The organism is Maribacter spongiicola, assembly GCF_004364165.1.
In the GTDB taxonomy this organism is placed as follows: domain Bacteria; phylum Bacteroidota; class Bacteroidia; order Flavobacteriales; family Flavobacteriaceae; genus Maribacter; species Maribacter spongiicola.
On record NZ_SOAY01000010.1, the window covers coordinates 886,722 to 910,185 of the forward strand.

Sequence of the window (23,464 nt, forward strand, 5' to 3'; positions counted from 1 at the left end):
TTCAAATTTATTTGAAGCGTTTTTTATTTCATTAACTTTACTTTATGCGTTTTGTAATTCTATTTTTTTTAATTGTATTTCAGTCTCAAGCTCAAGTAGAAAATGACAGTATTAGTGATGACCGTTATTTTGAAGATCAGTTCTACTTAGGTCTTTCCTATAACTTTATACTGAATCACCCCGAGGGTGCTAATCAACGTAATTTATCTTACGGTCTACAAGCTGGGGTTATTAAAGATATCCCATTAAATAATACCGGAACTAATGCTATTGGTATTGGTGCTGGTTTAGCTTTAAATAGTTATTATTCGAATTTGGTCTCGAACATATCTAATGACATAATTACATACAGTATTAATAATGATATTACGAGAAGTAAGTTAGAAACGCATTTATTAGAGTTTCCATTAGAATTTAGATGGCGTAATTCTACAGCTGAAGAATATAAATTTTGGAGAATATATGGTGGTATTAAAGCTGCTTATGTATTAGGTGCTAGATCAAAGTTTGATTTAGATTCCATAAGCGAGGGTTTTACTAATACTGATATTACAAAGTTTCAGTATGGGCTTACATTAAATTTTGGTTATAATACATTTAATTTACATGCTTATTATGCACTAACCGAACTCTTTAATGGTAATGCTTCTGTCAATGGTGAAGTTCTACAATATAGACCTTTACGAATAGGTCTCATTTTTTACATCTTATAGCCAGAATCTAACTGTTAATAACTGGGATAATATGCCAATAAAAAGCCCTACAACAAGTTCTATTGGGGTGTGAGCCTTCAGGTTCAATCTTGCACTTATAATGCCTCCCGTAAATAGTATAAATACGCTTATCGCAATTATAAGGTTTATTTCAAAATGAATACTTAGGTTAATTAGGTACATAAGTAGCCCGCTTACCCCTACTGCATGTAAGCTAGTTTTAAAATTTAACAGTACAAGTAAAATACATGCAATAGTGGCGCCTAAGAGCCCTGTAAAGTAAAAATAGAGCTCACTTACATAATTGTTCGGAATAACCTTATATAAGATCAGTAGAAGTATAGAAGCATGTATATATAAAGGGTATTTTCTTTCTTTAACGGTCTCTAACGAGATGGAATGTACCAGTCCCAAGTTTTTTAATATTAAAAATGTTACAATGGGTATAATAACAGTTAATATAAAGATGGGTAAAATACTGGCACTTTGTATTTCTAATGGCGTATATTTTGGCGTAATTAGAAAGTAGGCCACTGTACCGCCAATTGGCATAAAAAGTGGATGTAATAAATAAGATATGAAATTAGAGAAAACCTTCATTAGATTTCTTTTCTCATACGTGCAACCGGTATATTTAACTGCTCTCTATACTTTGCTACGGTCCTTCTTGCAATAGGGTATCCTTTTTCTTTTAAAATAGCTGCAAGTTTATCATCGGTAAGTGGCTTCTTTTTTGTCTCATTCTGGATAACAGTCTCTAAAATCTTCTTGATTTCTTTTGTGGAGACATCTTCACCTTGTTCGTTTTTCATCGATTCGGAAAAATATTCTTTTATCAGCTTTGTGCCGTAAGGTGTATCTACATATTTACTATTTGCCACCCTAGAAACAGTTGAAACATCCATGCCTATTTCGTCAGCTATATCTTTTAGGATCATTGGGCGTAAATTACGCTCATCACCAGTTAAAAAATATTCTTTTTGATATTGCATAATAGAGTTCATTGTAATGAACAACGTTTGCTGGCGTTGTCTTATGGCATCTATAAACCACTTTGCAGCATCTAGCTTTTGCTTAATGAACATTACAGTGTCTTTTTGAGATTTAGACTTGTCTTTGGCTTCTTTGTAGCCTTTAAGCATATTGCTATATTCTCTAGACACGTGTAGCTCTGGCGCATTTCTACCATTCAAGGTTAATTCTAGCTCACCGTCGGTAATTCTTATTGCGAAATCGGGCACAACATGTTCTACCATTCTATTATTTCCAGAATAAGAGCCACCTGGTTTCGGATTCAGTCTCTCTATTTCACTGATGGCATTTTTTAATTCTGCTTCGGTAATGTTGTGTTTTTGAATTAACTTTTGATAATGTTTTTTGGTAAAATGTTCAAAAGACTTCTTAAGTATTTCGGTTGCAAGTTCTATACTTGGTGTAATATCTTTGCGCTCTAATTGAATAATTAGACACTCTTCTAAAGTTCTAGCTCCGACCCCAGGTGGATCCAAATCTTGTACGATAGATAGTATTTTGGTAATAGTAGCTTCATCGGTATAGACGTTTTGGGTAAATGCCAAATCGTCCATAATATCTGTGATGGGTCTACGGATGTAGCCACTTTCGTCTACACTGCCAACAAGAAACTCCGCTATATTCCACTCATCATCGGTAAGATAAAACGTGTTCAGTTGATTTATTAAATACTGATTAAAAGAAATACCTGCTGCATAAGGCACGCTTTTTTCTTCATCATCTGAACTGTAGTTGTTTGCCTTGGTGCGGTAATCAGGAATTTCGTCATCACTTAAATAATCATCAATATTGATGTCTTCGGTATTGATGGTTTCATTATCTGATGCATCATCGTAAACATCATCATAGTCGTCTGAAGTAGTTTCTACGTCCTCTTTACCGGTCTCTAAAGCCGGATTCTCCTCTAATTCTTGTTTCAGACGTTGCTCAAATGCCTGCGTAGGCAATTGAATCAGCTTCATCAATTGAATTTGCTGTGGAGATAACTTTTGAGATAATTTAAATGATAGGTGTTGTTTTAGCATTAGTTTATTCTAGTACTTGTAAAAGTAACTAAATCCGCTTAGAATTCGGCATTCTGTGGTGTTCTTGGAAACGGAATTACATCTCTAATATTACCCATGCCAGTTGCAAAAAGAACCAAACGTTCAAAACCTAGTCCAAACCCGCTATGTTCTGCAGTACCGAACTTTCTTAAATCTAAGTACCACCATAATTCTTTTTCGTCGATACCCAATTCTTTGATTTTCTCTTTTAAAACATCTAAGCGTTCTTCTCTTTGAGAACCACCAACGATTTCCCCAATACCAGGAAATAAAATATCCATAGCTCTAACGGTTTTGCCATCTTCATTTAAACGCATGTAGAAAGCCTTAATTTTCGCTGGATAATCAAATAAGATTACCGGACACTTAAAATGTTTTTCTACTAGGTAGCGCTCATGCTCACTTTGTAAATCGGTACCCCATTCTTCAATAGGATAGGTGAATTGCTTCTTTTTATTAGGCTTGCAATTTTTAAGAATTTCAATGGCCTCTGTATAGCTTACCCTTTTAAAGTTGTTGTCTACTACGAACTTTAATTTTTCAATCAACGCCATATCGCTACGTTGTGCCTGTGGCTTACTTTTCTCTTCGTCCAATAATCTATTTTCTAAAAACTCTAAATCTTCTTGACAATGGGTCAATGTATATGAAATAACGTTTTTAATAAAGTCTTCTGCAAGGTCCATATTTGCATCTAAATCGAAGAATGCCATTTCTGGCTCAATCATCCAAAATTCAGCCAAATGTCTAGAAGTATTCGAGTTTTCGGCTCTAAATGTTGGTCCAAATGTATAAACTTTACCTAATGCCATTGCATAAGCTTCGGCTTCTAATTGACCAGATACCGTTAAGTTGGTTTCTTTTCCGAAAAAATCTTCTTTAAAATTTACATGACCATCTTCTGTCAATGGCGGATTTTTTTCATCTAACGTAGTTACGCGAAACATTTCGCCGGCCCCTTCAGCATCAGATCCAGTTATAATTGGTGCATGAAAATAGTTGAATCCGTTTTCTCTGAAATAGTTGTGAATGGCAAAAGATAGGGTAGACCTAACACGCATAATTGCAGCGAAAGTGTTCGTTCTAATTCTTAAATGTGCCTTTTCTCTCAAGAACTCTAAAGAGTGTTTTTTTGGTTGTATAGGATATTCTTCTGGATCTGCAACACCCAATACTTCTAAGGCGCTAACTTGAATTTCTACAGATTGTCCGTGTCCTTGACTTTCAACAAGTGTACCCGTAACTTTTAGAGCGGCACCTGTGTTTACCTTCTTTAATAATTCTTCATCGAAATTTTCAAAATCAACCACACATTGAATAGTGCCTAAAGTTGAACCATCATTAAGAGCAATAAATCTGTTGCTTCTAAAAGTACGTACCCAACCTTTAATAGTTATTTCTTGTAGTAAGTTTTTACTAGCTAGTAATTCTTTTATTGTAACTAAACGCATGATGTTGAATTGAAAATTAAAGACCCAAAGATAGGATTTTGTTAAAAAATAATGAGTTTATAAAGCTATATAAACAAAGCAAAATGATTTTAATTAGTTGTTATTTTCATCTTGTGGTAAAATGTCTATTTGCGGCTTTTTTAGTGTTTGCTTGTTTGCAATACTTTTTTCTAATGATAAAAGTAATGATGGTAATAAAATTAAGTTGGCCAACATCGCAAGTAACAGTGTTGCAGAAACTAGTGAGCCTAAAGCTACCGTACCACCAAAATTAGATATTACAAAGACAGAGAAACCGAAAAATAAAACGATAGAGGTGTAGAACATACTAACCCCTGTTTCTCTTAGGGCATTATATACTGATTTTTCTATGCGCCAGTTATTTGCGGTGAGTTCTTGCCTATACTTTGCGAGAAAGTGTATGGTGTCATCGACCGAAATGCCAAATGCGATACTAAATACTAATATGGTAGATGGTTTTATGGGTACGCCAACAAAGCCCATAATACCCGCAGTAATGACCAATGGCAATAAATTGGGTATCAAAGAAATAACAATCATTCTAAACGATCGAAACAAGTAGGCCATAAAAAGTGCAATTAGTCCGATTGCTAAAGCAAGAGACATAATCAGATTTTTAACTAGATACTTTGTTCCTTTTAAGAATAACAATGCGCTACCGGTCATATAAACGTTATATCGTTCAGCAGGGAATATTTTCGTAATATTCTCTAGTAATCGCTGTTCGATTTCTTCCATTCGGCTAGTGTTGACATCTCGCATAAAGGTGGTCATTCTAGCAGTTTGACCAGTGCTATCAACAAAAGCTTTTAGTAAATCTCCATTATCACCCGATTTACGGGCAACATCCATAATAAAGGTGTTTTCTTGACTGGTAGGTAGTTGGTAATATTTTGGAATTCCATTATAGAATGCCTGTTTAGAGTATTTTACCAAATTCACTACAGATACCGGAGTTGAAAGTTCAGGAATTTCTTCGATAACTTCCCCAAGTTGATTCATGCGCTTTAGGGTTACAGGCTTTAAAACACCTTTAGGAGATTTCGTATCTACTACAATCTCTACTGGCATAATCCCTTTGAACTCTTTTTCAAAAAAACGTATGTCATGAAAAAATTCAGCATTCTTCGGCATATCTTCAATAGGGCTGCCTGATATTCTTATTTGATAAATTCCAATAATACTGATAACTAATAATGAGATAGAAACAATATAGACCGTAATTCTTCTATGTCTAACAATACGCTCCATCCACTGTACAAAGGCATCAATCCATTTTTTATTTAAATGTTTTAAATGCTTTGTTTTTGGTAGCGGCATAAAGCTATACACAATTGGGATAATTAATAGCGACAACACAAAAATGCCTATTATATTTATGGAGGCTACAATACCAAATTCTTTTAAAAGGGTACTATCGGTAATAATAAATGTAGCAAAACCTGAAGCCGTAGTGATGTTTGTCATCAATGTGGCATTCCCAATTTTAGAAATTACACGTTGTAATGAAAGTGCTTGATTACCATGTTTTTTAACTTCTTGCTGATATTTATTAATTAAAAATATACAGTTGGGTATACCGATAACAATAATTAACGGTGGGATAAGTGCAGTGAGTACGGTAATCTCGTATTGTAGTAATCCAAGAAAACCAAAAGCCCACATTACTCCAATAATCACAACACACATAGAAATGAATGTTGCCCGTACACTTCTAAAGAAAAAGAAGAAAATTAATGAGGTCACGCCAAGTGCTGCAAGAATAAATTTACCAATTTCATCAATAATATTTTGAGAGTTCATGGTTCTGACATAAGGCATTCCAGATATGTGAACATCTAAATTGGTCTCTTCTTCAAATTTTTTGACTAATGTATTTATGTCCTGTAGAATAAAATCTTTTCTAACCGAGGTGTTAACAATATCCTTGTCTAAATTGACTATGGTTCTAATCGTTTTACTTTCCTTATTGTAAAGTAAATTATCGTAAAATGGAATATCATTAAATAGATGGTTGGTAATGCTGTCTATTTCTTTTTTAGACTTTAGCTCTCCATTAATTAAGGGGCGCATTTTAAACTGTTGTAACTCATTGTCCTTGACCAATTCTTTAAGATTATCGGTCGAAATAACGAATTCTACTTCAGGAAAAGCCGCAAGTTGCTTGCTCAGCTTATTCCAACGATTAAAATTTGCAGGTGTAAATAAGGCACTATCACGTATGGCAAATACTACAGCGTTACCTTCTTCGCCAAATTTGCTAAGAAAATCTTGGTATTGCTGATTTACGGGGTGGTCGTCTGGTAGTAAGTTTGTTTGTGAGCTCGAAAATCGCATGTATTGCCATTGCCAGCCCATGAAAATGGTGAAACCGGCAATCAATAGTAAAATTAAGATTCTATTGCGGAGAATTATGTTTGCCGTTTTAGGCCAAAATCCTTTCGTAAGTTTAGCTACCATAACTGTTTTTGCAGGACTCAAAGGTAACTATTAGCTACATCTGTTCCTAAATTGAAAAGTTTAAATTTTATACAATAAAATAAAGCTACCGAATAGGGTAGCTTTACTTACGTATTTTTGACTTTAGATACTTATATTTTCATAATCTCTGCTTCTTTTTTCATCAAAAAGTCATCGATTTTTTTGGTAAAAGCATCTGTTAGAACTTGTACATCTGCAGTGGCATTCTTTTGAAGGTCTTCAGAGATATCCAAATCTTTTATTTCTTTATTTGCATCTTGTCTTGCACTACGCACACCAACTTTTGCATGTTCAGATTCTGCCTTTGCCTGTTTTGTAAGTTGAATTCTGCGTTCTTCTGTCAGTGGTGGCACGTTGATGATGATCATATCGCCGTTGTTCATAGGGTTGAAACCTAGATTGGCATTCATAATCGCTTTTTCAATTTCTTGAAGCATGTTCTTTTCCCATGGTTGAACAGAAATCGTTCTACCGTCTGGGGTATTCACATTGGCGACCTGAGATAATGGTGTTTGTGACCCATAATAGTCAACCATAACAGATGACAACATTGCAGGGCTCGCTTTACCGGCTCTAATTTTTAAAAATTCACGTTCTAAATGCGCTATAGCGGCATCCATGCCTTCTTTTGTAGCGTCTAAAACAAATTGTACTTCTTCGTTCATATAATAAGTATATAGCTATCTCAATATCATAAACTATACCGAAAGTTATACGTTTACGGTCGTACCAATAGTTTGGCCGTCAACAATTTTCAGTAAGTTTCCTTTTTTGTTCATATCAAAAACTACAATAGGTAGTTCGTTTTCTTGACTTAAAGTAAAAGCCGTAGTATCCATAACTTTTAGCCCTTTTGTAAGTACTTCTTTAAAAGATATCGTGTCAAATTTCGTTGCACTTTTGTCTTTTTCTGGGTCTGCGGTATAAATACCATCAACGCGAGTACCTTTCAGAATTACATCAGCTTCAATCTCAATAGCTCTTAAAACCGCTGCAGAATCTGTAGTGAAATAAGGGTTGCCTGTACCACCGCCAAAAATTACTACTCTACCTTTTTCTAAATGCCTCATTGCACGTCTTCGAATAAAAGGCTCTGCAACTTCGTTTATTTTGATTGCAGATTGCAATCTTGTTTGTACACCGTTCATTTCTAATGCACTTTGTAATGCTAATCCGTTTATAACGGTAGCCAGCATACCCATGTGGTCGCCTTGTACTCGGTCCATACCTGTTGCTGCACCGGATAATCCTCTAAAGATGTTTCCGCCGCCAATTACTATGGCAACCTCAATTCCTTTCTCTACTACTTCTTTTATCTCTTCGGCATATTCGTTTAGACGGTTAGAATCTATACCGTATTGCTTTTCGCCCATTAAGGCTTCACCGCTTAATTTAAGAAGAATTCTTTTGTAGTGCATCTAAATATTAATTTGCCACCAAAAATAATGAAAATATTTGATGGGCGTGGTCAAATTTTAAACAAGCAAAATATAATTCTTTAAGTTTGGGTGGTTACATATTATCTATCTTTGGTAACCATTATTTTTAAATTCGTTCATATGAAGTTTTTTATAAAAAAAAATGTATTAGTTATAGCTATCGCTTTAATTTTAAGTGCCTGTGGTGCAGGTAAGGCTATAGTTTCAGTTGAGAATGCGCCGATTGTTGCGGCTATAGATTTGGTGAATGTGATAGATGATAGAGTTCAGGTCGATTTGAACCCTGGGGCTTTTGCCACATCTACTGTTATTTTCAGTATTCCGAAGACAGTGCCCGGAACCTATAGTTCTGATAATTACGGACAGTATATTCAAGATTTTAAGGCTCTTGATTATAACGGAAATCCACTACCGTTTACAAAAATTGATGAGAATTCTTGGAGTATTTCCAATGGTACTCAACTTAATAAAGTTCTATATTGGGTAAATGATACTTATGATACCGAGAATGAAATTGATGATGCAGTATTTTCTCCTGCAGGTACAAATATTGCTGCTGGTAGTAATTTCATGCTTAACCTACACGGTTTCGTTGGTTATTTTGATGGATTTAAAGAAGTGCCTTATTCAATTCTGATAAAAAAACCTGCAGATCTAATTGCGACAACCACACTTTCTAAAGAACCAAATAGAAAAGCAGATCCTCTATGGGATGGATTTGTAGCTAAACGTTATTTTGAGGTTATTGATAACCCTATTATGTATGCGAAGCCGAATACAGAGACTTTTGAGATTAATGGAATAACGGTTACGTTAAGTCTTTTTTCTCCGAATAATGTGTACAAGGCTGCTGATTTAAAGGAAAAAATGGTTTCTATGATGGGTGCGCAAAAAAAGTTTTTGGGTGATGTTGATAGTACAAAAGAATACAACATATTATTGTATCTATCTGATGTTAATATACCAGATGCTCAGGGTTTCGGTGCATTAGAGCACCATACTTCTACTGTTGTTGTGTTGCCGGAAGCAATGGATGTAGGTCGTCTTGAACAAGCTATGGTTGATGTGGTATCGCACGAATTTTTTCATATTGTAACACCGCTTTCGGTGCATTCAAAAGAGATACAATATTTTGATTTTAACGATCCAAAAATGTCTGAACATTTATGGATGTATGAGGGAACTACAGAATATTTCGCCAACCTATTCCAGATTCAGCAAGGTCTAATTTCTGAGAAAGATTTTTATGAGCGTATGCTGGGTAAAATCACTAATTCTAAGTTTTATGATGATAGTATGTCTTTTACTGTAATGAGCAAAAATATATTAGAAGAGCCTTATGAGCCTAATTATGCCAATGTCTATGAGAAGGGCGCTTTGATTAATATGTGTCTTGATATCATTTTAAGAGAAAAAAGTAATGGTGAAAAAGGGATGCTTTGGTTAATGAAAGAATTGTCCAAAAAATACGGTACTGATATTCCTTTTGAAGATGAAGCTTTGTTACCTGAAATCGTTTCTATGACCTATCCAGAAGTTGATGTGTTTTTTAAGGAACATGTAATTGGTACTACGCCTATTGATTATGATGCCTTTCTTGTTAAGGTGGGTTTAGTTATTAATGATGTTGAGGAGCCTACGGGTTACTTCTTTGATGGTCAAGTGCCATATATGGATGTTGATGTACAAAATGATAGTGTCGTTTTTATTCGTGAGAATATTGAATTGAATTCTTTCTTTAATGATTTAAAATTAAAGAGAGGTGATATTTTTAGAACTATAAATGAACAACAAATTAATTTAGAAACACTTCGTCCAATAATAGGAGAGAGTTTTGGGTGGACTCCAGAAACTGTTATTAGTATGACTATTGAAAGAGATGGTGAAATGATCTCTGTTTCAGGACCTGTTGGTCAACCGGTAAAGCAGGTTAAGAAGATTGTAACTTTAGAAGGTGTTACTGAAGAAGCGGTAGCCTTGCGCAATGCCTGGTTGAAGAATTAGAGTTGTTCTTTAATTTATAACAATAAAAAAACCGTCTACTTTTAACAGTAAGACGGTTTTTTATTGAGTTAGTTGAATTGTAATTAACCTAATGCAACTCTTTTGAAACCAACAACCTCTAAACTAGAGTCTACTGACTTTACGTATTGAGCAACACTTTGTTTGCTGTCTTTAATGAAATCTTGGTTAACCAAGGTGTTATCTTTAAAGAAACGATTTAATTTACCTTTAGCAATATTATCAAGCATTGCTTCTGGCTTACCTTCTTGACGTAATACATCTTTTGCAATTTCGATCTCTTTGTCAATAATTGATTGGTCTACACCAGCTTCGTTTAAAGCTACAGGGTTCATTGCGGCAGCTTGCATAGAAACATCTTTAGCAGCTTCATCAGCACCGGCTACGGCAGCTGAAAGTCCTGTTAGAACAGCTATTTTATTTCCAGCGTGAATGTATGATCCAACGAAAGGAGCGCTTAATGTTTCATAACCACCTATTTCGATTTTCTCGCCAATAACACCAGTTTGTTCAGTAAGTTTTTCTTGAACTGTCATTCCTTTGTATTCAGAAGCTAAGAATGCATCTTTAGAATCAAAGTTGATTGCTAGGTCGGCTAATTCTGTAGCTAGTGTTACAAAAGTTTCGTTTTTAGCAACGAAATCTGTTTCACAGTTCAAAGAAATAATAACACCTTTAGTGTTATCGCTATTTACTTTTGCGATTGCTGCACCTTCAGAAGAATCTCTGTCGGCTCTTTTTGCTGCAACTTTCTGACCTTTTTTACGAAGAACTTCGATTGCGATTTCAAAATCGCCATCAGCCTCAACTAATGCGTTTTTGCAATCCATCATTCCTGCACCAGTAGTCTTTCTTAATCTGTTAACTTCTGCGGCTGTAATCTTTGCCATTTTTTTTTACTTTTAGTATACCTGTTTTACGAGGTTGTTCTTAGATTTATTTTAAAACTGTAGTACCTTATTCTACACCACCTTTGGTGTTGTCTTGCCACTCTTTAAGCTCGTCCCATTTACCATCTGCAGCCATTTTAGCTTGCTTTGGCCATGATGTTGGATCTAAATGTGACATTCTAGAACTTGCTTCAGTTAAGATTTCTTTAATCTTATCAGTATCTCCTTTAGAAAGGTCAGCGAATGTAGCAATACCTGCAGCAACTAATGCTTCAGCAGCTTTTGGACCAATACCCTCAACCTTAGTTAAATCGTCAGCTTTTGCATCTTTAGCAACAGCTTCTTTTGTAGCTTCAACATTTACCTCAACGTTTGGTACATTAGCAACCATTGGTGCTGGTTTTGTATCAACCTTTGCTGGAGTAGGTTCTGGCTTATCAGCAGTAACTTTTTTCTTCGGAGCTTTGTCTTTTTTCTCAGATTTACCTTCAGATGCATCTCCTTTTTCAGCCTTACGTTCAGCAAGACCTTCAGCAACTGCATTTGTAACTTCTGTCATAATGATGTCAATTGACTTAGAAGCATCATCGTTAGAAGGTATAAGGTAATCTACATCTCTAGGGTCACAGTTGGTATCAACCATTGCGAAAATAGGAATGTTTAATTTTTGAGCTTCTTTTACTGCAATGTGCTCTCTCATTGTATCAACGATGAACAATGCACCTGGTAAACGAGTCATTTCAGAGATAGAACCTAAGTTCTTTTCTAATTTTGCACGTAAACGGTCAACTTGCAATCTTTCTTTTTTAGATAGTGTAAGGAAAGTACCATCTTTCTTCATACGATCAATAGAAGCCATTTTCTTAACAGCTTTACGAATAGTAACGAAGTTTGTTAACATACCACCTGGCCATCTTTCTGTGATGTAAGGCATGTTTACTGCTGCCGCTTTTTCAGCAACGATATCTTTTGCTTGTTTTTTGGTAGCTACGAAAAGTATCTTTCTACCTGATGCTGCAATTTTGCTAAGAGCCTCATTGGTCTCGTCTAATTTTGCAACTGTTTTGTAAAGGTTGATTACGTGAATACCATTACGCTCCATGTAGATGTAAGGAGCCATGTTCGGATTCCACTTTCTTGTTAGGTGACCAAAATGTACACCTGCTTCTAATAATTGTTTTACTTCGACTCTCGCCATTTTAAATTTAGTTTACGTTCTTATGAATTAGCAATGATAAAGTGGTATTTGCATGTGCAAAAGCCTTCACCATTTAGATGCTAAACTAATCTTACCTTTAATTTTAAGGGATTAAAGGATTTTTAATTGTCCCCAAGAGGACTTTCAATGAACTTGTTAATACTCTGGATTTTCCAGTTTGATAAAATATAAAAATAGGCACCCAAAAAGGGTGCCTGATAATCTTGTAACTCGAATTAACGTTTCGAGAATTGGAATTTTTTACGTGCTTTCTTCTGACCGAATTTCTTACGTTCAACCATTCTTGGATCTCTAGTTAAAAGACCTTCTGGCTTCAAGATAATTCTGTTCTCAGCATCAATTTCACACATTGCTCTAGATAAAGCAAGACGAATAGCTTCTGCTTGACCAGTAATACCACCACCGTAAACATTTACTTTTACGTCATAAGTATCTAAGCTTTCAGTTAATGTGAAAGGTTGTTTTACTTTGTATTGAAGTGTTGCAGTTGGAAAGTATACACTTAAATCTTTATTGTTAATAGTGATGTCACCATTACCATCAGAAAGATAAACTCTCGCTACAGCGGTCTTTCTACGACCAATTTTATGAATTACTTCCATCTTATTTAATATCTTTTAAATTAACTACAGTAGGCTTTTGAGCTTCCTGACCGTGGGCTGTACCTGCGTAAACTTTTAGGTTTCTGAAAAGCTCGGCACCTAATCTGTTCTTAGGTAACATACCTTTGATTGCTTTTTCAAGAATTCCTTCTGGGTTTTTATCTAATAATTGTTTTACGGTAGTATAACGTTGACCACCTGGGTAGCCAGTATATCTCAAGTAGGTTTTATCAGACCACTTGTTTCCTGAAAGAACAATTTTCTCTGCGTTGATAATAACAACATTATCACCACAATCTACGTGAGGGGTGAAACTTGGTTTGTGCTTTCCTCTTAACAAATAGGCGACTTTAGAAGCCATGCGTCCTAATGTTTCTCCTTCGGCATCTACCAATAACCACTCTTTGTTGACAGTTGTTCTGTTGGCCGAAACGGTCTTATAACTTAATGTATCCACTACTGCTATTTTTAACTATTATTTTAATCAATCCCTAGAAAGGGGCTGCAAATCTACAATTATTAAGTTGAATTGCAAATACTTGTTTCTTATTTTTTCACATTTTTTCAATAAATGCGAAATCTAACTACTTTACTGGTATTGAGATACTGTTAAACTTATCGGTTTTATTACTATTTCTGTAACATTTACAATTCTTTAGTGTCTCTTCTAATATCAAAACAATCAACCAAAGAACTTGCAATTATGTGTAAATGCTTATTCAAGAGTATCTTATTTATTTTAATAACGACTGCAGTAGTTGCTCAAAACGATTCTGTAAAGGTACAAAGGGAATATAATACCGTGCAACTTCCGTTAGAGGAAGAAATTACCATTGATGGTCTTCTGTCCGAGATTAGTTGGGATAACGTGGCTTGGCAAGATGATTTTACGGTTTTTGAGCCAGATAATGGTAAAAAAGCAAGTCAACGAACAAAATTTAAAATCACCTATGACGCTAAGTTTCTTTATGTTGGTATTCGTTGTTATGATAGTATTCCTAATAAAATAGAAAAGAGACTTGCTCGTAGAGATAATTTTTCTGGTGATTGGATAGAGATTAATATTGATAGTTATAATGATAAACGGACGGCTTTTTCATTTAATGTTTCGGCAGCAGGGGTAAAGGGTGATGAGTTTGTTTCTCAAAATGGTGATTTTTGGGATGCCAGCTGGAACCCAATTTGGTATACCGCTTCAAATATTGATGAAGAAGGATGGACCGCGGAAATGAAAATTCCGTTTAGTCAACTGAAGTTTGGCGCTGCTAAAGAACAGGTATGGGGACTCCAAATTCACAGAAGATATTTTAGGGGAGAAGAACGCTCTATTTGGCAACCAATTTCTTTAGAAGCACCTGGTTGGGTTAGTGAATTTGGTAGGTTGAACGGTTTAAAGAATATTGAACCGCAAAAACAATTGGAGATTCAACCGTTTTTAGTGAATCAGTTCGATAAGTATCCTTCTGAAGATGGCAACCCTTTTAGAGATGGTAAAGATTATATTCTCAATGCAGGGTTAGATGCTAAAATAGGATTAACGAATGACTTGACCCTAGATTTAACGGTCAATCCAGATTTCGGACAAGTAGATGCTGATCCAGGTGCAATTGCATTAGACGGATTTCAAATATTTTTCGAAGAACGAAGACCTTTCTTTATTGAGAACAAAAATATATTCGACTATGAGTTTGCAGATGGTAACGACAATGTTTTTTATAGCAGAAGAATAGGTCGCAGTCCGCAAGGGTTTGCGGATGTTACGCAAGACGAGTTTGTGGATCAACCTACCAATTCTACCATATTGGGTGCCGCAAAATTTTCTGGTAAGACAAAAAACGGCTGGTCTTTAGGTTTGTTAGAAAGTGTTACTGGTAAAATGTTTGCAGATATTGAAGATGTAACTGGTAATAAAAGATTAGAACTGGTTGAGCCTTTAACCAACTATATTGTGGGTAGAGTGCAAAAAGATTTCAATGAAAGAAATTCTTATTTAGGCGGAATATTCACAGCCACTAATAGAAATTTGCCTGATCACCTTGACTTTTTAAGAAGTGGGGCATATACTGGTGGTTTAGATTTTAAACATAATTGGAAGAATAGAAATTATTATGTTGAAGGTAATATAGTGGGTAGTCATGTTATGGGTAGCGAAGAAGCAATAGCACGAACACAAAATAGTATTACTCACTTATTTCAAAGAGTAGATGCGGGTCATGTTTCTGTTGATGAAAGTAGAACATCACTTACGGGTACAGGCGGAAAGTTAGAAGTAGGTAAAGCTGGCGGTGGAAATTGGAGGTATGATGGTGGGGTCATTTGGCGCTCACCAGAATTGGAACTGAACGATATCGGATTTTTAAGACAGGCAGATGAAATCAAACAAACAGCATCTGTAAGTAGATTATTTATAAAACCTACTAATTTCTATAGAAGGGCTAATATGCAATTAAGTCAGTATTCTACATATGATTTTGAAGGTAATTACAATAGAATACAATATCAGTTTGAAGGCTTTATAAATTATAAAAATAATTGGTGGACAGAAGTTGGTGCAGCCCACAAGCCTCGTATATTTTCTAATACCGTACTTCGTGGCGGACCACGATGGCGCTGGTCAGACGAGAATTTTGCATATATATTCTTCGGTTCTGATAGTAGAAAGAAATTGAGTTTTACCTTAGGTTATGTAAATAGCCAGGCAGCCGAAAGTAACTTCTCGTTAGCGCGTTATGTTTTTAGGCTGTACTATCAACCTTTCGATGCTTTCAACTTGTCTATTTCGTCTGAATTTGAAGAGAATCCGAATAAGACGCAGTATGTTACCGAAACTAGTTTTAATGGCGATGCGAGATATATTACCGGTAATATTGATCAAAAGACGTTTAGTACTTCCATCCGTTTTAATTATAGTATAAACCCGAATTTATCTATTCAGTATTACGGTGAGCCATTTATTTCTAGAGGTACGTATACCGATTTTAATTTCGTGAATAATCCTATTGCTGAGCGTTTGGCTGATCGCGTAAGTATGTATTCAGAAAATCAAATTACAAAATCTACGGTTGACGATAATTATTTAATAGATGAAGATTTTGACGGAACTACAGATTATCAGATTGAGAATCCAGATTTTTCATATGTTCAGTTTAGATCAAATTTGGTGCTTAGATGGGAATATGTGCCTGGTTCAGAAATCTTTTTGGTTTGGTCGCAAGGTGTAGTAGGGGCAGGGAACCCAAGTGAAACATTAGGTGGAAATTTAGATCAACAAATTTTAGGACAGAAGAAAGATAATACGTTTTTGCTGAAAGCAACCTATCGGTTTATACTTTAAGCACTTGTTTTTATTAGGTAGCTGTTTGTATTGGTATGAAATAATTAGTTGATTTTTTCGTTTTTATGGGTGTACAACCAAAAAACTAAAAAAATGTATAAGCATATTTTACTTATTGCATGGGTAGTGTTAACACTTATGTCCTGTAGTTCTGACAAGGATGAAACCCAAGATGAAGCTGAAGTTAAAAGCACGGCAATTATTGGCACCTGGGATGCCACTGAACTTATAATAGATAATGAAACAGCAAGTGACGATGCTAAATTTTTAAAACAGATTCTAGATTTTCTAACAGAAGAAAATTGCTTCATTATTACTTTACAGTTTAATGAAGACTTAACAGCTAGTGCTTCTAATTCTGCAAATTATATAGAGGTTAACGCAACTGCTACTGGATTGGATGTTCCTTGCCCAACAGAATTTGATACGAACGCTAGTGTCTATACTTTTGATGGTGAAACCGTAACAACCATAGATGAGGATGGTGAAGAGTTAGCTATTGGTGTCACTATAGAAGGTAATGTAATGACAGTTGACGCAAGTGATCTTGATATTCCTAATTTTTCGGAAGACGGACAATTAATTTTTGTGAAGCGATAAAAGAGCTGAAATGATATTTAAAGAATTGACCCTTGCGTTTATTGTGAGGGTTTTTTATTCCTTGATGAATTTAGCTTTTACATTTTGATGTTCAGATTGTATCGAAATCATGTATATACCCTTCTCAAGATTGAAAACGGGAATGTTAAGGGAGTTTCTTTTAATGTCCCATTGGTGAAAGATAATTTGGGTTCCGTAGCTATCTCTGATGCTTATAGCCGCATTCGAATCATTTTTGAGTCCTAAGACATTAATAACATTCGTTGCAGGGTTAGGAAACACTTTTATAGTACTTTCTGCATTTTGGGCGCACAAAGTTGTTGCGCTACAAATGATGAAAAGTAAGATGAGAAAAATGCGTTTCATAAAATATAGTGTACCTCATAGTAGAAGTACGCTATATGCTAACGTTTATAAAATACCTTTTCGTCTTTCTTTAAATAAACTTTAACTTTCTAAAAAGAAAAAGATGTTTCGCTGGTAGATGAATTGTTATTACTGTCTTTTGAAATAACTTTAATTGCATACTGTTGACCAGCTGTAATATTATAGGTGGTGTTTAGCAATGTTGTATTTTCTAATATCAATTCTAAAGTTTCGCCCGATCCAATATATACATCATAATTTTCTAAATTGTCATCTAAATCTTCACCTATCCAAGAAACGCTTACGGTACCGTTACCATTATCTGAAACACTAATTTCTGCAGGGAAAGGGGCAAAGTTCTCTGTACTCGTACCTTCTGAATAAAAGTTCCAAGAATCACTCACCAGAGTTTTTGAACCCAAAATAGCGGTTACTACCCATGAAAACTGGGTGCCTTTAGGCAAACCTACGGCAAGGGATGTTGTGGTTACGGTTCTTGTGTCTGTAGAATTGGTTTCTTGATTGGTGATTTTTATTTCATATGATGTAGCATTCGTAGACCCCGTCCATTGAAATTCTATACTTACCCCGTCGGTACCATTGTCTTCTCCTTCAGTGCATATTAAATTATTCTCAGGAAATTCAAGATTGAATGCGCCCAGTTCTTTTTCTGTTTCCTCTGGCGGATTATTATTGTTGTCATCCTTGCCGCCGCAAGCGGTAACAAGTAATCCCATTAAAATTAATCTTATAGCTAATCTCATTTTTTTACAAATTTTAAATTGATTTCTTTATCTCCACCTACAATTGTTAACATATAGATTCCAGGAGAAAGGTTAGAAATATTCATTTCTAACGTGCCGTTACTTATCTGTCGGCTCTCTTGTAATGTTGTTACTCCACTTACATTAGATATTATAATTTGAGCGCTAGTGATCATATTTAAACCTTCAACTTGTAACATATCAGCCACTGGGTTTGGGGTTAAAATAGCATTACTGATAACCACATTATCAGTAAAAACACCTTGGCAAATTTTATCGGTTTCTATAGAAATAACATTAGCTCCTTTATCAAGCGGAAATGATAATTGCTGATTCGCTATATTGTCCACTTCAAAGGAATATACCTTATCATTCACTAAAACTTGATAATTCTTACTTCCGGAAACCACAACACTTGCTTTTTTAGCGGTATAGTCTATTACTGTTTTACCAGAAATAAATTCTTCGGGTGTTTCTATTGTTACATTAAAGCATTGCTCATAACTTGGGTATTCAGGTATGGTTATGCATACCGTATACGAACCAGAAGAAAGATCAGATCTTACTATACCATTTGTAGCGTTAATATTATCAAAAGTATTGTCCAATAAGAGTCCTGTAATTTGAACTGTGTAGTTGTAATCTTCATTAAAGGAAACAGAGATTTCACCGTTTGCAGTTGCTGGACAACTGGTGCTTGTTACTTTTACTTTTATGCCGTCGTTTGAAATATCTGGGAGTGTATTTTCAAAAATCGTACATCCGTTAGTGCCTACCGTCTCACCTGCTGGGGTGTTAGGGCAATCATCATTTGTATCTGCTACTCCGTCGTTGTCTGAATCTGTTACTGTGGTTACTGTGCAGCCATTTGCGTCAACTGTATCTCCGTTTGGAGTGTTTGGGCAATCGTCATCTGCATCTGCTACACCGTCGTTGTCTGAATCTGATATTGTGGTTACTGTACAGCCATTTTCATCAACTATATCTCCTGTTGGAGTATTCGGGCAATCGTCATCAGCATCTGCAACACCATCATTGTCTGAATCTGTTACTGTGGTCACTGTACATCCATTTTCATCAACGGTGTCTCCTGCTGGAGTATTCGGACAATCGTCATTAGTGTTGGGTATTCCGTCATTATCATCATCTCCAACGGCAGTAACATTTGCTCTAATTACGGTATTGTCTAATAAAATTCTGTCTCCGGTTTGACCAGATTCAACTCTAATACCTAAATCTAACATTTCGTTGGATGTTGGTGTAAAAGTTGTTGAAAACGTTTGCCAACCTGATTGACTTGGTGTAGTAGTGAATTCTGCAACAATCTCACCAAATACACCGGCATCTGTCAACTCAAGTTGTAAAGTGGTGAAAGTGCCTTCTAGAACTTTATAGTCGATTGAAATTATATATTCTACACCTTTGTAGAATTGCAACTCGTTTTGGAATATTGAATTTGATGAAGTACCACCTGTAATTAACTCCACACTATATTGTAGATTGTCACTAATGTCTGTGTTTTTTACCCAGCTCCCTAATTGGATATAAATACCCCATTTTGCCAAATTAGCGCCGCCTCCATAAGACCAATCTTCAAAACTAGGGTCTTCTATTAGATTTGAACCATCTATTGTAACTTCACAGCCAGCTTCATCAACTACTAGTGCATTTGGTGAGGTGTTAGGGCATTGATCATTACTATCTAGTACACCATCATTGTCAGCATCAGGTAATGCATCTCCTAAAACTCGCATGTTATCTATAGAGACAATACCAGTTATAGTGGTATTCGCTCTAAATAGTAATTTGAAAAAATGTTCTTCATCGATATCATTTGTTTCGAATTCGAATGACGCAGTATGCCAATTGCCATCATCATTAAATGGCACAAAATCTTGAGCTATTCGAGGACTAAAAGAACTACCATCTTTAGTCACTTCAATATTAGCGCTTACATTGGTTCCTCTTTCTACTTTATAATCAAAAGCATAAGTGTATGTAGTGTTTGGAGCTAATTGAACTGTACTTTGATTAAGAAGTTCTGTCTTGAATTGTAATGAATTATTCAAATCTAATTCAAGTGAATAACTGCCATCAGTAGCTTCTGTATTTCTATTAATACTGTTCGCATTATTTATGGTCCAGTTATCTGGTGCTAGCGGATTATCTGACCAGTCTTCAAAACTGAAGTTTTGTAGAAAATTGATTTGTCCTGGAATTGTTATTGGGCAGCCTTGAGCATCCACATTGTTGCCGATTGGCGTGTTTGGGCATTGATCTATGTTATTGGATACTCCATCACTGTCATCATCCAATTGGCTAGCTGAACACCCTGATGAATTTACGGTTTCTCCATCAGGTGTATTTGAGCAGGTGTCGTTCAAATCATCAATACCGTCATTATCAGCATCATTGCCAGAAGTAGTCGCACAGCCATTTAAATCTACTGTTCCACCTGGTGGAGTATTTGGACATTTATCATCAATATTATTTACCCCATCATTATCGGAGTCTAATATTTGGTTATCCTTACTGATTGCCTTTATAGATGAATTGTCAAATATAATTTCCGCATCGGTTAAATCAGAATAAGCTTGTATGTACAGGGTTAAATCAAAAAAATCTTCTGGTGTATAATTGACTGTAAAAGTTGACCAGCCTGTTCCAACAGTTGTTGTAGATAAGGACTCGATAGTATTAAATATACCATCTGTTAAATCAAACTCAATTTTATTGAATGTGCCTGAAATTACTTTGTAGTCTATGGAAAACTGATATGTTATACCTTCATATAAAGAAATTTCATCTTGAAAAACACCACAAATATTGTCTGAATTGCCAGTAGTAAGTTGAATACTATATTCAAGATCGTCACTTGAGTCTGCTTGTCGTCCGAAAGGTCCAGTTAGTATACGCCCCCAATCTATTATATTTCCAAATCCATTATCTGTCCAGAATTCAAAGCTTGGATTTTCTAAGAGGTTTGCAGCGGTAATTACTGCTTCGCAGCCATTTTTATCTACTGCTATTGCGGTTGAAGATGTGTTAGGGCACAAATCATCGCTATCTGCAACTCCATCGTTATCAGCATCTGGGACAGGGTCTGTAAGCACCTTGAAGTTGTCTATTTTTATAATATTAGTTGGCGAAGTATCTGCTCTAAAGGATAAGGAGATAAGGTATTCTACATCTTCATTATTGGTTGTGAAATCAAACAAGGTAGTATGCCAATTTCCATCATTATTTAAATTGATAGCTTCTGAATCTACAAACACGTTGAAGTTTCCTAGGTAATCACTATAAACATATAGGAAGCCAGTAATATTAGACCCCTGTTCTATTTTGTAGTCAAATGTAATTGTGGAATTGGTTTCTACCCGAAGTGTTGTATAAGCTTCTAATTCAGTAGCATCGAATGGTAAGAATTCATCATTTAAGTTTAGTTCAATGGAATAATCTCCCTCGGTAGCATCAGTTGACTTTGAAAAACTGTTGGCTCTAAGTACGTCCCAGCTATCTGGTGTTTCAGGATTTCCTGACCAGTCTTCAAAACTAAAATTATCAAGTGAATTAATTTGAGTTGTACTTATAATACAACCTTGTGCATCAACTGTGCTTCCAGAAGGAGTGTTGGGGCAATTGTCATTGTTATTTGTTACGCCATCATTATCATCATCTAATTCGCTTTGTGAACAACCATTGGTGTCAACGGTTTCGCCAGTTGGTGTGTTTGGGCAATTGTCATTAGTGTTGTTTACTCCGTCATTGTCGTCATCTAATTGATCTTGAGAGCAGCCATTTTCGTCTACAGTTTGACCTGTAGGGGTATTTGGGCAATTGTCGTTTTCATTTGTTATTCCGTCATCATCCGAATCATTATTTAGGGATGGGGTAACTGTCAATGAAACAACATTTCTCTTTAATGTTAAATTAGGGACATTTGTATTTTCTATTAAACAATCATAGTATCCGCCATCTTCAGGTGTTATATTTGATATTGTAAGGGTTGAGTTGGTTTCGTTAATAATATTGTTTCCATTCTTACGCCATTGATACGTATTGTTTGAGCTATTTGTGGCTTGAATACTAGCTGTGAAAGTTGTGTTTTCGTTAAGTGTTACATTTTCACTTACTTCTATATCTTGTTGAGGATAATAGCGGAATTGTCCGATGTTTAAAACTAGATTCTCTAAATCCTCAAAAACAAAATTATTTTCTTGAATGTTAAAAGAAGACAATGTGGTTGAATTTTCTAAACTTTCTGGTAAAATCCCTGTAAGGTTATTTTTTTGTAATTCTAATCTTTGTATAGAGCTGAAATTACCGTAACATTCAGGAATGCTCCCAGTGAAATCATTGTCGTTCAATAACAACATGCTTAAGTTAGCTAAGTTGCATACCGAAGTTGGTAACGGTCCAGAAAATTGATTTGAATATAGTTGTAGTTGTAAAAGGTTTTCGAGATTTTCTATTTGGGTAGGTAATGTTCCTGTGAATTGATTTGAGCTTAAATTTAACCTCTCAAGTAATTGTAATGTCGTTATTTCAATAGGGATAGTTCCTGTGAAATTGTTTTTACTTAGGTATAAGTTTTTTAGTTCAGTTAAGTTGCTAATATTCTGTGGAATAGGTCCTGAAAAAAAATTCGTTGACAAAGAGACAGTCTCGAGAGTCGTAAGTTGAGTAATAAAAGATGGGAAAGTCCCAGTAAATCCATTGGCGCTAATGTTTAAACTCTTTAGTAAAGGCAAATTAACCACCGTTGGATTTATCAATCCTGTTAAATCATTATTAAATATCTCAAGTTCAATTAAATCTGAAAGATTTTCAAAAATTTCATTTGGTACACTTCCTGTTAGGTTATTACCGCCTAGATTTAATCTTTCGAGATTTGTTAGTGTCGCTAGTGAAATAGGAATCTCACCTGAAAATTCATTGTAGTCCAGGAAAAAATTTTTTAAAGAAGTAAGGTTTGATATGCTTTCTGGTATTGTTCCTTCTAAATTGTTAAAAGCAAAATCTAAATAACTTAGTTTAGTTAGACCTGTAACCTTGTCTAATACTGTTCCTGTAAGATTTTGTGCTCTCAGCGATAGTCCTGTTAGTTCTGTTAGATTGCTTATTTCTGGTGGTACAGTGCCTGTGAGATTATTTTGATACATGTTAATCGATATAACCCTTCCACTTCCGTTTACTGTAATACCGTACCATGTATTCATATCAGCACTAAGGTCCCATGAATTAGTCCAATTATCCCCATCAGTGGAATTGTACAAAGCGATTAAAGCTTCACGATCAGAAGCTGCGCTTCCTTGAGAATAAAGTTGTATTGAAGACAAAAAGAAAACTGCCAATAGCAGCTTAGTGTAGTTTTTAATCATAGTAAAATGTGGTTAGCAAAACACTAATATAAATATTAGCGTTTTGTTAACAGAATATTTTCGTCGAAATACTACAATTGTTTCTTACAAAGTGTGGTTTAAA

17 protein-coding genes are annotated in these 23,464 nt (G+C 35.3%); 4 read left to right on the plus strand and 13 right to left on the minus strand.

Annotated features, from left to right (window positions below):
• Nucleotides 1-44 precede the first annotated feature (44 nt).
• Complete coding sequence (locus CLV90_RS04325) at nt 45-713, plus strand: porin family protein (RefSeq protein ID WP_133686270.1); 669 nt, start codon at nt 45-47, stop codon at nt 711-713.
• On the opposite strand, the gene CLV90_RS04330 is transcribed toward CLV90_RS04325, so the two are convergent.
• The 6 genes from CLV90_RS04330 to pyrH all read right to left on the minus strand — a co-directional run bounded on the left by CLV90_RS04330 (nt 708) and on the right by pyrH (nt 8,162).
• A complete protein-coding gene (locus CLV90_RS04330; protein WP_133686271.1) occupies nt 708-1,313 on the minus strand; it encodes a hypothetical protein in 606 nt (201 codons plus the stop codon). The two genes, CLV90_RS04325 and CLV90_RS04330, sit on opposite strands and share 6 nt — an antisense overlap.
• Entirely contained in the window at nt 1,313-2,770 is a 1,458-nt protein-coding gene (gene rpoN / locus CLV90_RS04335) for an RNA polymerase factor sigma-54 (RefSeq protein WP_133686272.1), read from the minus strand. The genes CLV90_RS04330 and rpoN overlap by 1 nt, the downstream gene beginning before the upstream one ends.
• A gap of 38 nt (nt 2,771-2,808) precedes the next feature.
• Nucleotides 2,809-4,242, minus strand: a complete 1,434-nt coding sequence (gene asnS / locus CLV90_RS04340) for an asparagine--tRNA ligase (RefSeq protein WP_133686273.1) — start codon at nt 4,240-4,242, stop codon at nt 2,809-2,811.
• A gap of 93 nt (nt 4,243-4,335) precedes the next feature.
• On the minus strand, nt 4,336-6,723 hold the full coding sequence (locus CLV90_RS04345; protein ID WP_133686274.1) for an efflux RND transporter permease subunit: 2,388 nt from the start codon (nt 6,721-6,723) through the stop codon (nt 4,336-4,338).
• Nucleotides 6,724-6,854: 131 nt separating this feature from the next.
• Nucleotides 6,855-7,409: a ribosome recycling factor gene (frr, locus tag CLV90_RS04350; RefSeq protein ID WP_133686275.1), complete on the minus strand. Its 555-nt coding sequence runs from the start codon at nt 7,407-7,409 to the stop codon at nt 6,855-6,857.
• 45 nt (nt 7,410-7,454) lie between these two features.
• Complete coding sequence (gene pyrH / locus CLV90_RS04355; RefSeq protein ID WP_133686276.1) at nt 7,455-8,162, minus strand: UMP kinase; 708 nt, start codon at nt 8,160-8,162, stop codon at nt 7,455-7,457.
• Between the two features lie 153 nt (nt 8,163-8,315).
• Between pyrH and CLV90_RS04360 the strand changes: the two genes are divergently transcribed.
• Nucleotides 8,316-10,187 carry a M61 family metallopeptidase gene (locus tag CLV90_RS04360; protein ID WP_133687017.1) on the plus strand — a complete coding sequence of 624 codons (1,872 nt, stop codon included), beginning with the start codon at nt 8,316-8,318 and terminating at the stop codon, nt 10,185-10,187.
• An 83-nt stretch (nt 10,188-10,270) separates the two neighbouring features.
• Here the strand turns inward: CLV90_RS04360 and tsf are convergent, their stop codons facing one another.
• The 4 genes from tsf to rplM form a co-directional block, all read right to left on the minus strand.
• The gene (gene tsf / locus CLV90_RS04365) at nt 10,271-11,095 is read right to left on the minus strand and encodes a translation elongation factor Ts (protein ID WP_133686277.1); all 825 of its coding nucleotides are present in this window, start codon (nt 11,093-11,095) and stop codon (nt 10,271-10,273) included.
• Nucleotides 11,096-11,162: 67 nt separating this feature from the next.
• Nucleotides 11,163-12,293, minus strand: coding sequence for a 30S ribosomal protein S2 (gene rpsB, locus CLV90_RS04370; RefSeq protein ID WP_133686278.1), 1,131 nt, complete (start codon nt 12,291-12,293; stop codon nt 11,163-11,165).
• Between the two features lie 236 nt (nt 12,294-12,529).
• A complete protein-coding gene (gene rpsI, locus CLV90_RS04375) occupies nt 12,530-12,916 on the minus strand; it encodes a 30S ribosomal protein S9 (protein ID WP_133686279.1) in 387 nt (128 codons plus the stop codon).
• Between the two features lies 1 nt (nt 12,917).
• Nucleotides 12,918-13,373 (minus strand): 50S ribosomal protein L13, encoded by a 456-nt coding sequence (gene rplM / locus CLV90_RS04380; RefSeq protein ID WP_133686280.1) that lies wholly within the window; start codon nt 13,371-13,373, stop codon nt 12,918-12,920.
• 246 nt (nt 13,374-13,619) lie between these two features.
• Between rplM and CLV90_RS04385 the strand changes: the two genes are divergently transcribed.
• Nucleotides 13,620-16,250 carry a DUF5916 domain-containing protein gene (locus CLV90_RS04385; protein ID WP_133686281.1) on the plus strand — a complete coding sequence of 877 codons (2,631 nt, stop codon included), beginning with the start codon at nt 13,620-13,622 and terminating at the stop codon, nt 16,248-16,250.
• A gap of 93 nt (nt 16,251-16,343) precedes the next feature.
• Nucleotides 16,344-16,850, plus strand: coding sequence for a hypothetical protein (locus tag CLV90_RS04390; RefSeq protein WP_133686282.1), 507 nt, complete (start codon nt 16,344-16,346; stop codon nt 16,848-16,850).
• Between the two features lie 54 nt (nt 16,851-16,904).
• Here CLV90_RS04390 and CLV90_RS04395 read toward each other — a convergent pair whose 3' ends face one another.
• From CLV90_RS04395 to CLV90_RS04405, 3 genes are all read right to left on the minus strand, one after another.
• On the minus strand, nt 16,905-17,216 hold the full coding sequence (locus tag CLV90_RS04395) for a T9SS type A sorting domain-containing protein (RefSeq protein ID WP_133686283.1): 312 nt from the start codon (nt 17,214-17,216) through the stop codon (nt 16,905-16,907).
• Between the two features lie 89 nt (nt 17,217-17,305).
• Nucleotides 17,306-17,980 carry a hypothetical protein gene (locus CLV90_RS04400; RefSeq protein ID WP_133686284.1) on the minus strand — a complete coding sequence of 225 codons (675 nt, stop codon included), beginning with the start codon at nt 17,978-17,980 and terminating at the stop codon, nt 17,306-17,308.
• On the minus strand, nt 17,977-23,361 hold the full coding sequence (locus tag CLV90_RS04405) for a thrombospondin type 3 repeat-containing protein (protein ID WP_133686285.1): 5,385 nt from the start codon (nt 23,359-23,361) through the stop codon (nt 17,977-17,979). Before CLV90_RS04405 ends, CLV90_RS04400 begins: the two co-directional genes overlap by 4 nt.
• Nucleotides 23,362-23,464 lie beyond the last annotated feature (103 nt).

What these genes read in the sequence shown, in the direction of transcription:
- CLV90_RS04325 (WP_133686270.1), top strand. Translation starts at nt 45, where the DNA reads ATGCGTTTTGTAATTCTATTTTTTTTAATTGTATTTCAGTCTCAAGCT.
- CLV90_RS04330 (WP_133686271.1), bottom strand. Translation starts at nt 1,313, where the DNA reads ATGAAGGTTTTCTCTAATTTCATATCTTATTTATTACATCCACTTTTT.
- rpoN (WP_133686272.1), bottom strand. Translation starts at nt 2,770, where the DNA reads ATGCTAAAACAACACCTATCATTTAAATTATCTCAAAAGTTATCTCCA.
- asnS (WP_133686273.1), bottom strand. Translation starts at nt 4,242, where the DNA reads ATGCGTTTAGTTACAATAAAAGAATTACTAGCTAGTAAAAACTTACTA.
- CLV90_RS04345 (WP_133686274.1), bottom strand. Translation starts at nt 6,723, where the DNA reads ATGGTAGCTAAACTTACGAAAGGATTTTGGCCTAAAACGGCAAACATA.
- frr (WP_133686275.1), bottom strand. Translation starts at nt 7,409, where the DNA reads ATGAACGAAGAAGTACAATTTGTTTTAGACGCTACAAAAGAAGGCATG.
- pyrH (WP_133686276.1), bottom strand. Translation starts at nt 8,162, where the DNA reads ATGCACTACAAAAGAATTCTTCTTAAATTAAGCGGTGAAGCCTTAATG.
- tsf (WP_133686277.1), bottom strand. Translation starts at nt 11,095, where the DNA reads ATGGCAAAGATTACAGCCGCAGAAGTTAACAGATTAAGAAAGACTACT.
- rpsB (WP_133686278.1), bottom strand. Translation starts at nt 12,293, where the DNA reads ATGGCGAGAGTCGAAGTAAAACAATTATTAGAAGCAGGTGTACATTTT.
- rpsI (WP_133686279.1), bottom strand. Translation starts at nt 12,916, where the DNA reads ATGGAAGTAATTCATAAAATTGGTCGTAGAAAGACCGCTGTAGCGAGA.
- CLV90_RS04385 (WP_133686281.1), top strand. Translation starts at nt 13,620, where the DNA reads ATGTGTAAATGCTTATTCAAGAGTATCTTATTTATTTTAATAACGACT.
- CLV90_RS04390 (WP_133686282.1), top strand. Translation starts at nt 16,344, where the DNA reads ATGTATAAGCATATTTTACTTATTGCATGGGTAGTGTTAACACTTATG.
- CLV90_RS04395 (WP_133686283.1), bottom strand. Translation starts at nt 17,216, where the DNA reads ATGAAACGCATTTTTCTCATCTTACTTTTCATCATTTGTAGCGCAACA.
- CLV90_RS04400 (WP_133686284.1), bottom strand. Translation starts at nt 17,980, where the DNA reads ATGAGATTAGCTATAAGATTAATTTTAATGGGATTACTTGTTACCGCT.
- CLV90_RS04405 (WP_133686285.1), bottom strand. Translation starts at nt 23,361, where the DNA reads ATGATTAAAAACTACACTAAGCTGCTATTGGCAGTTTTCTTTTTGTCT.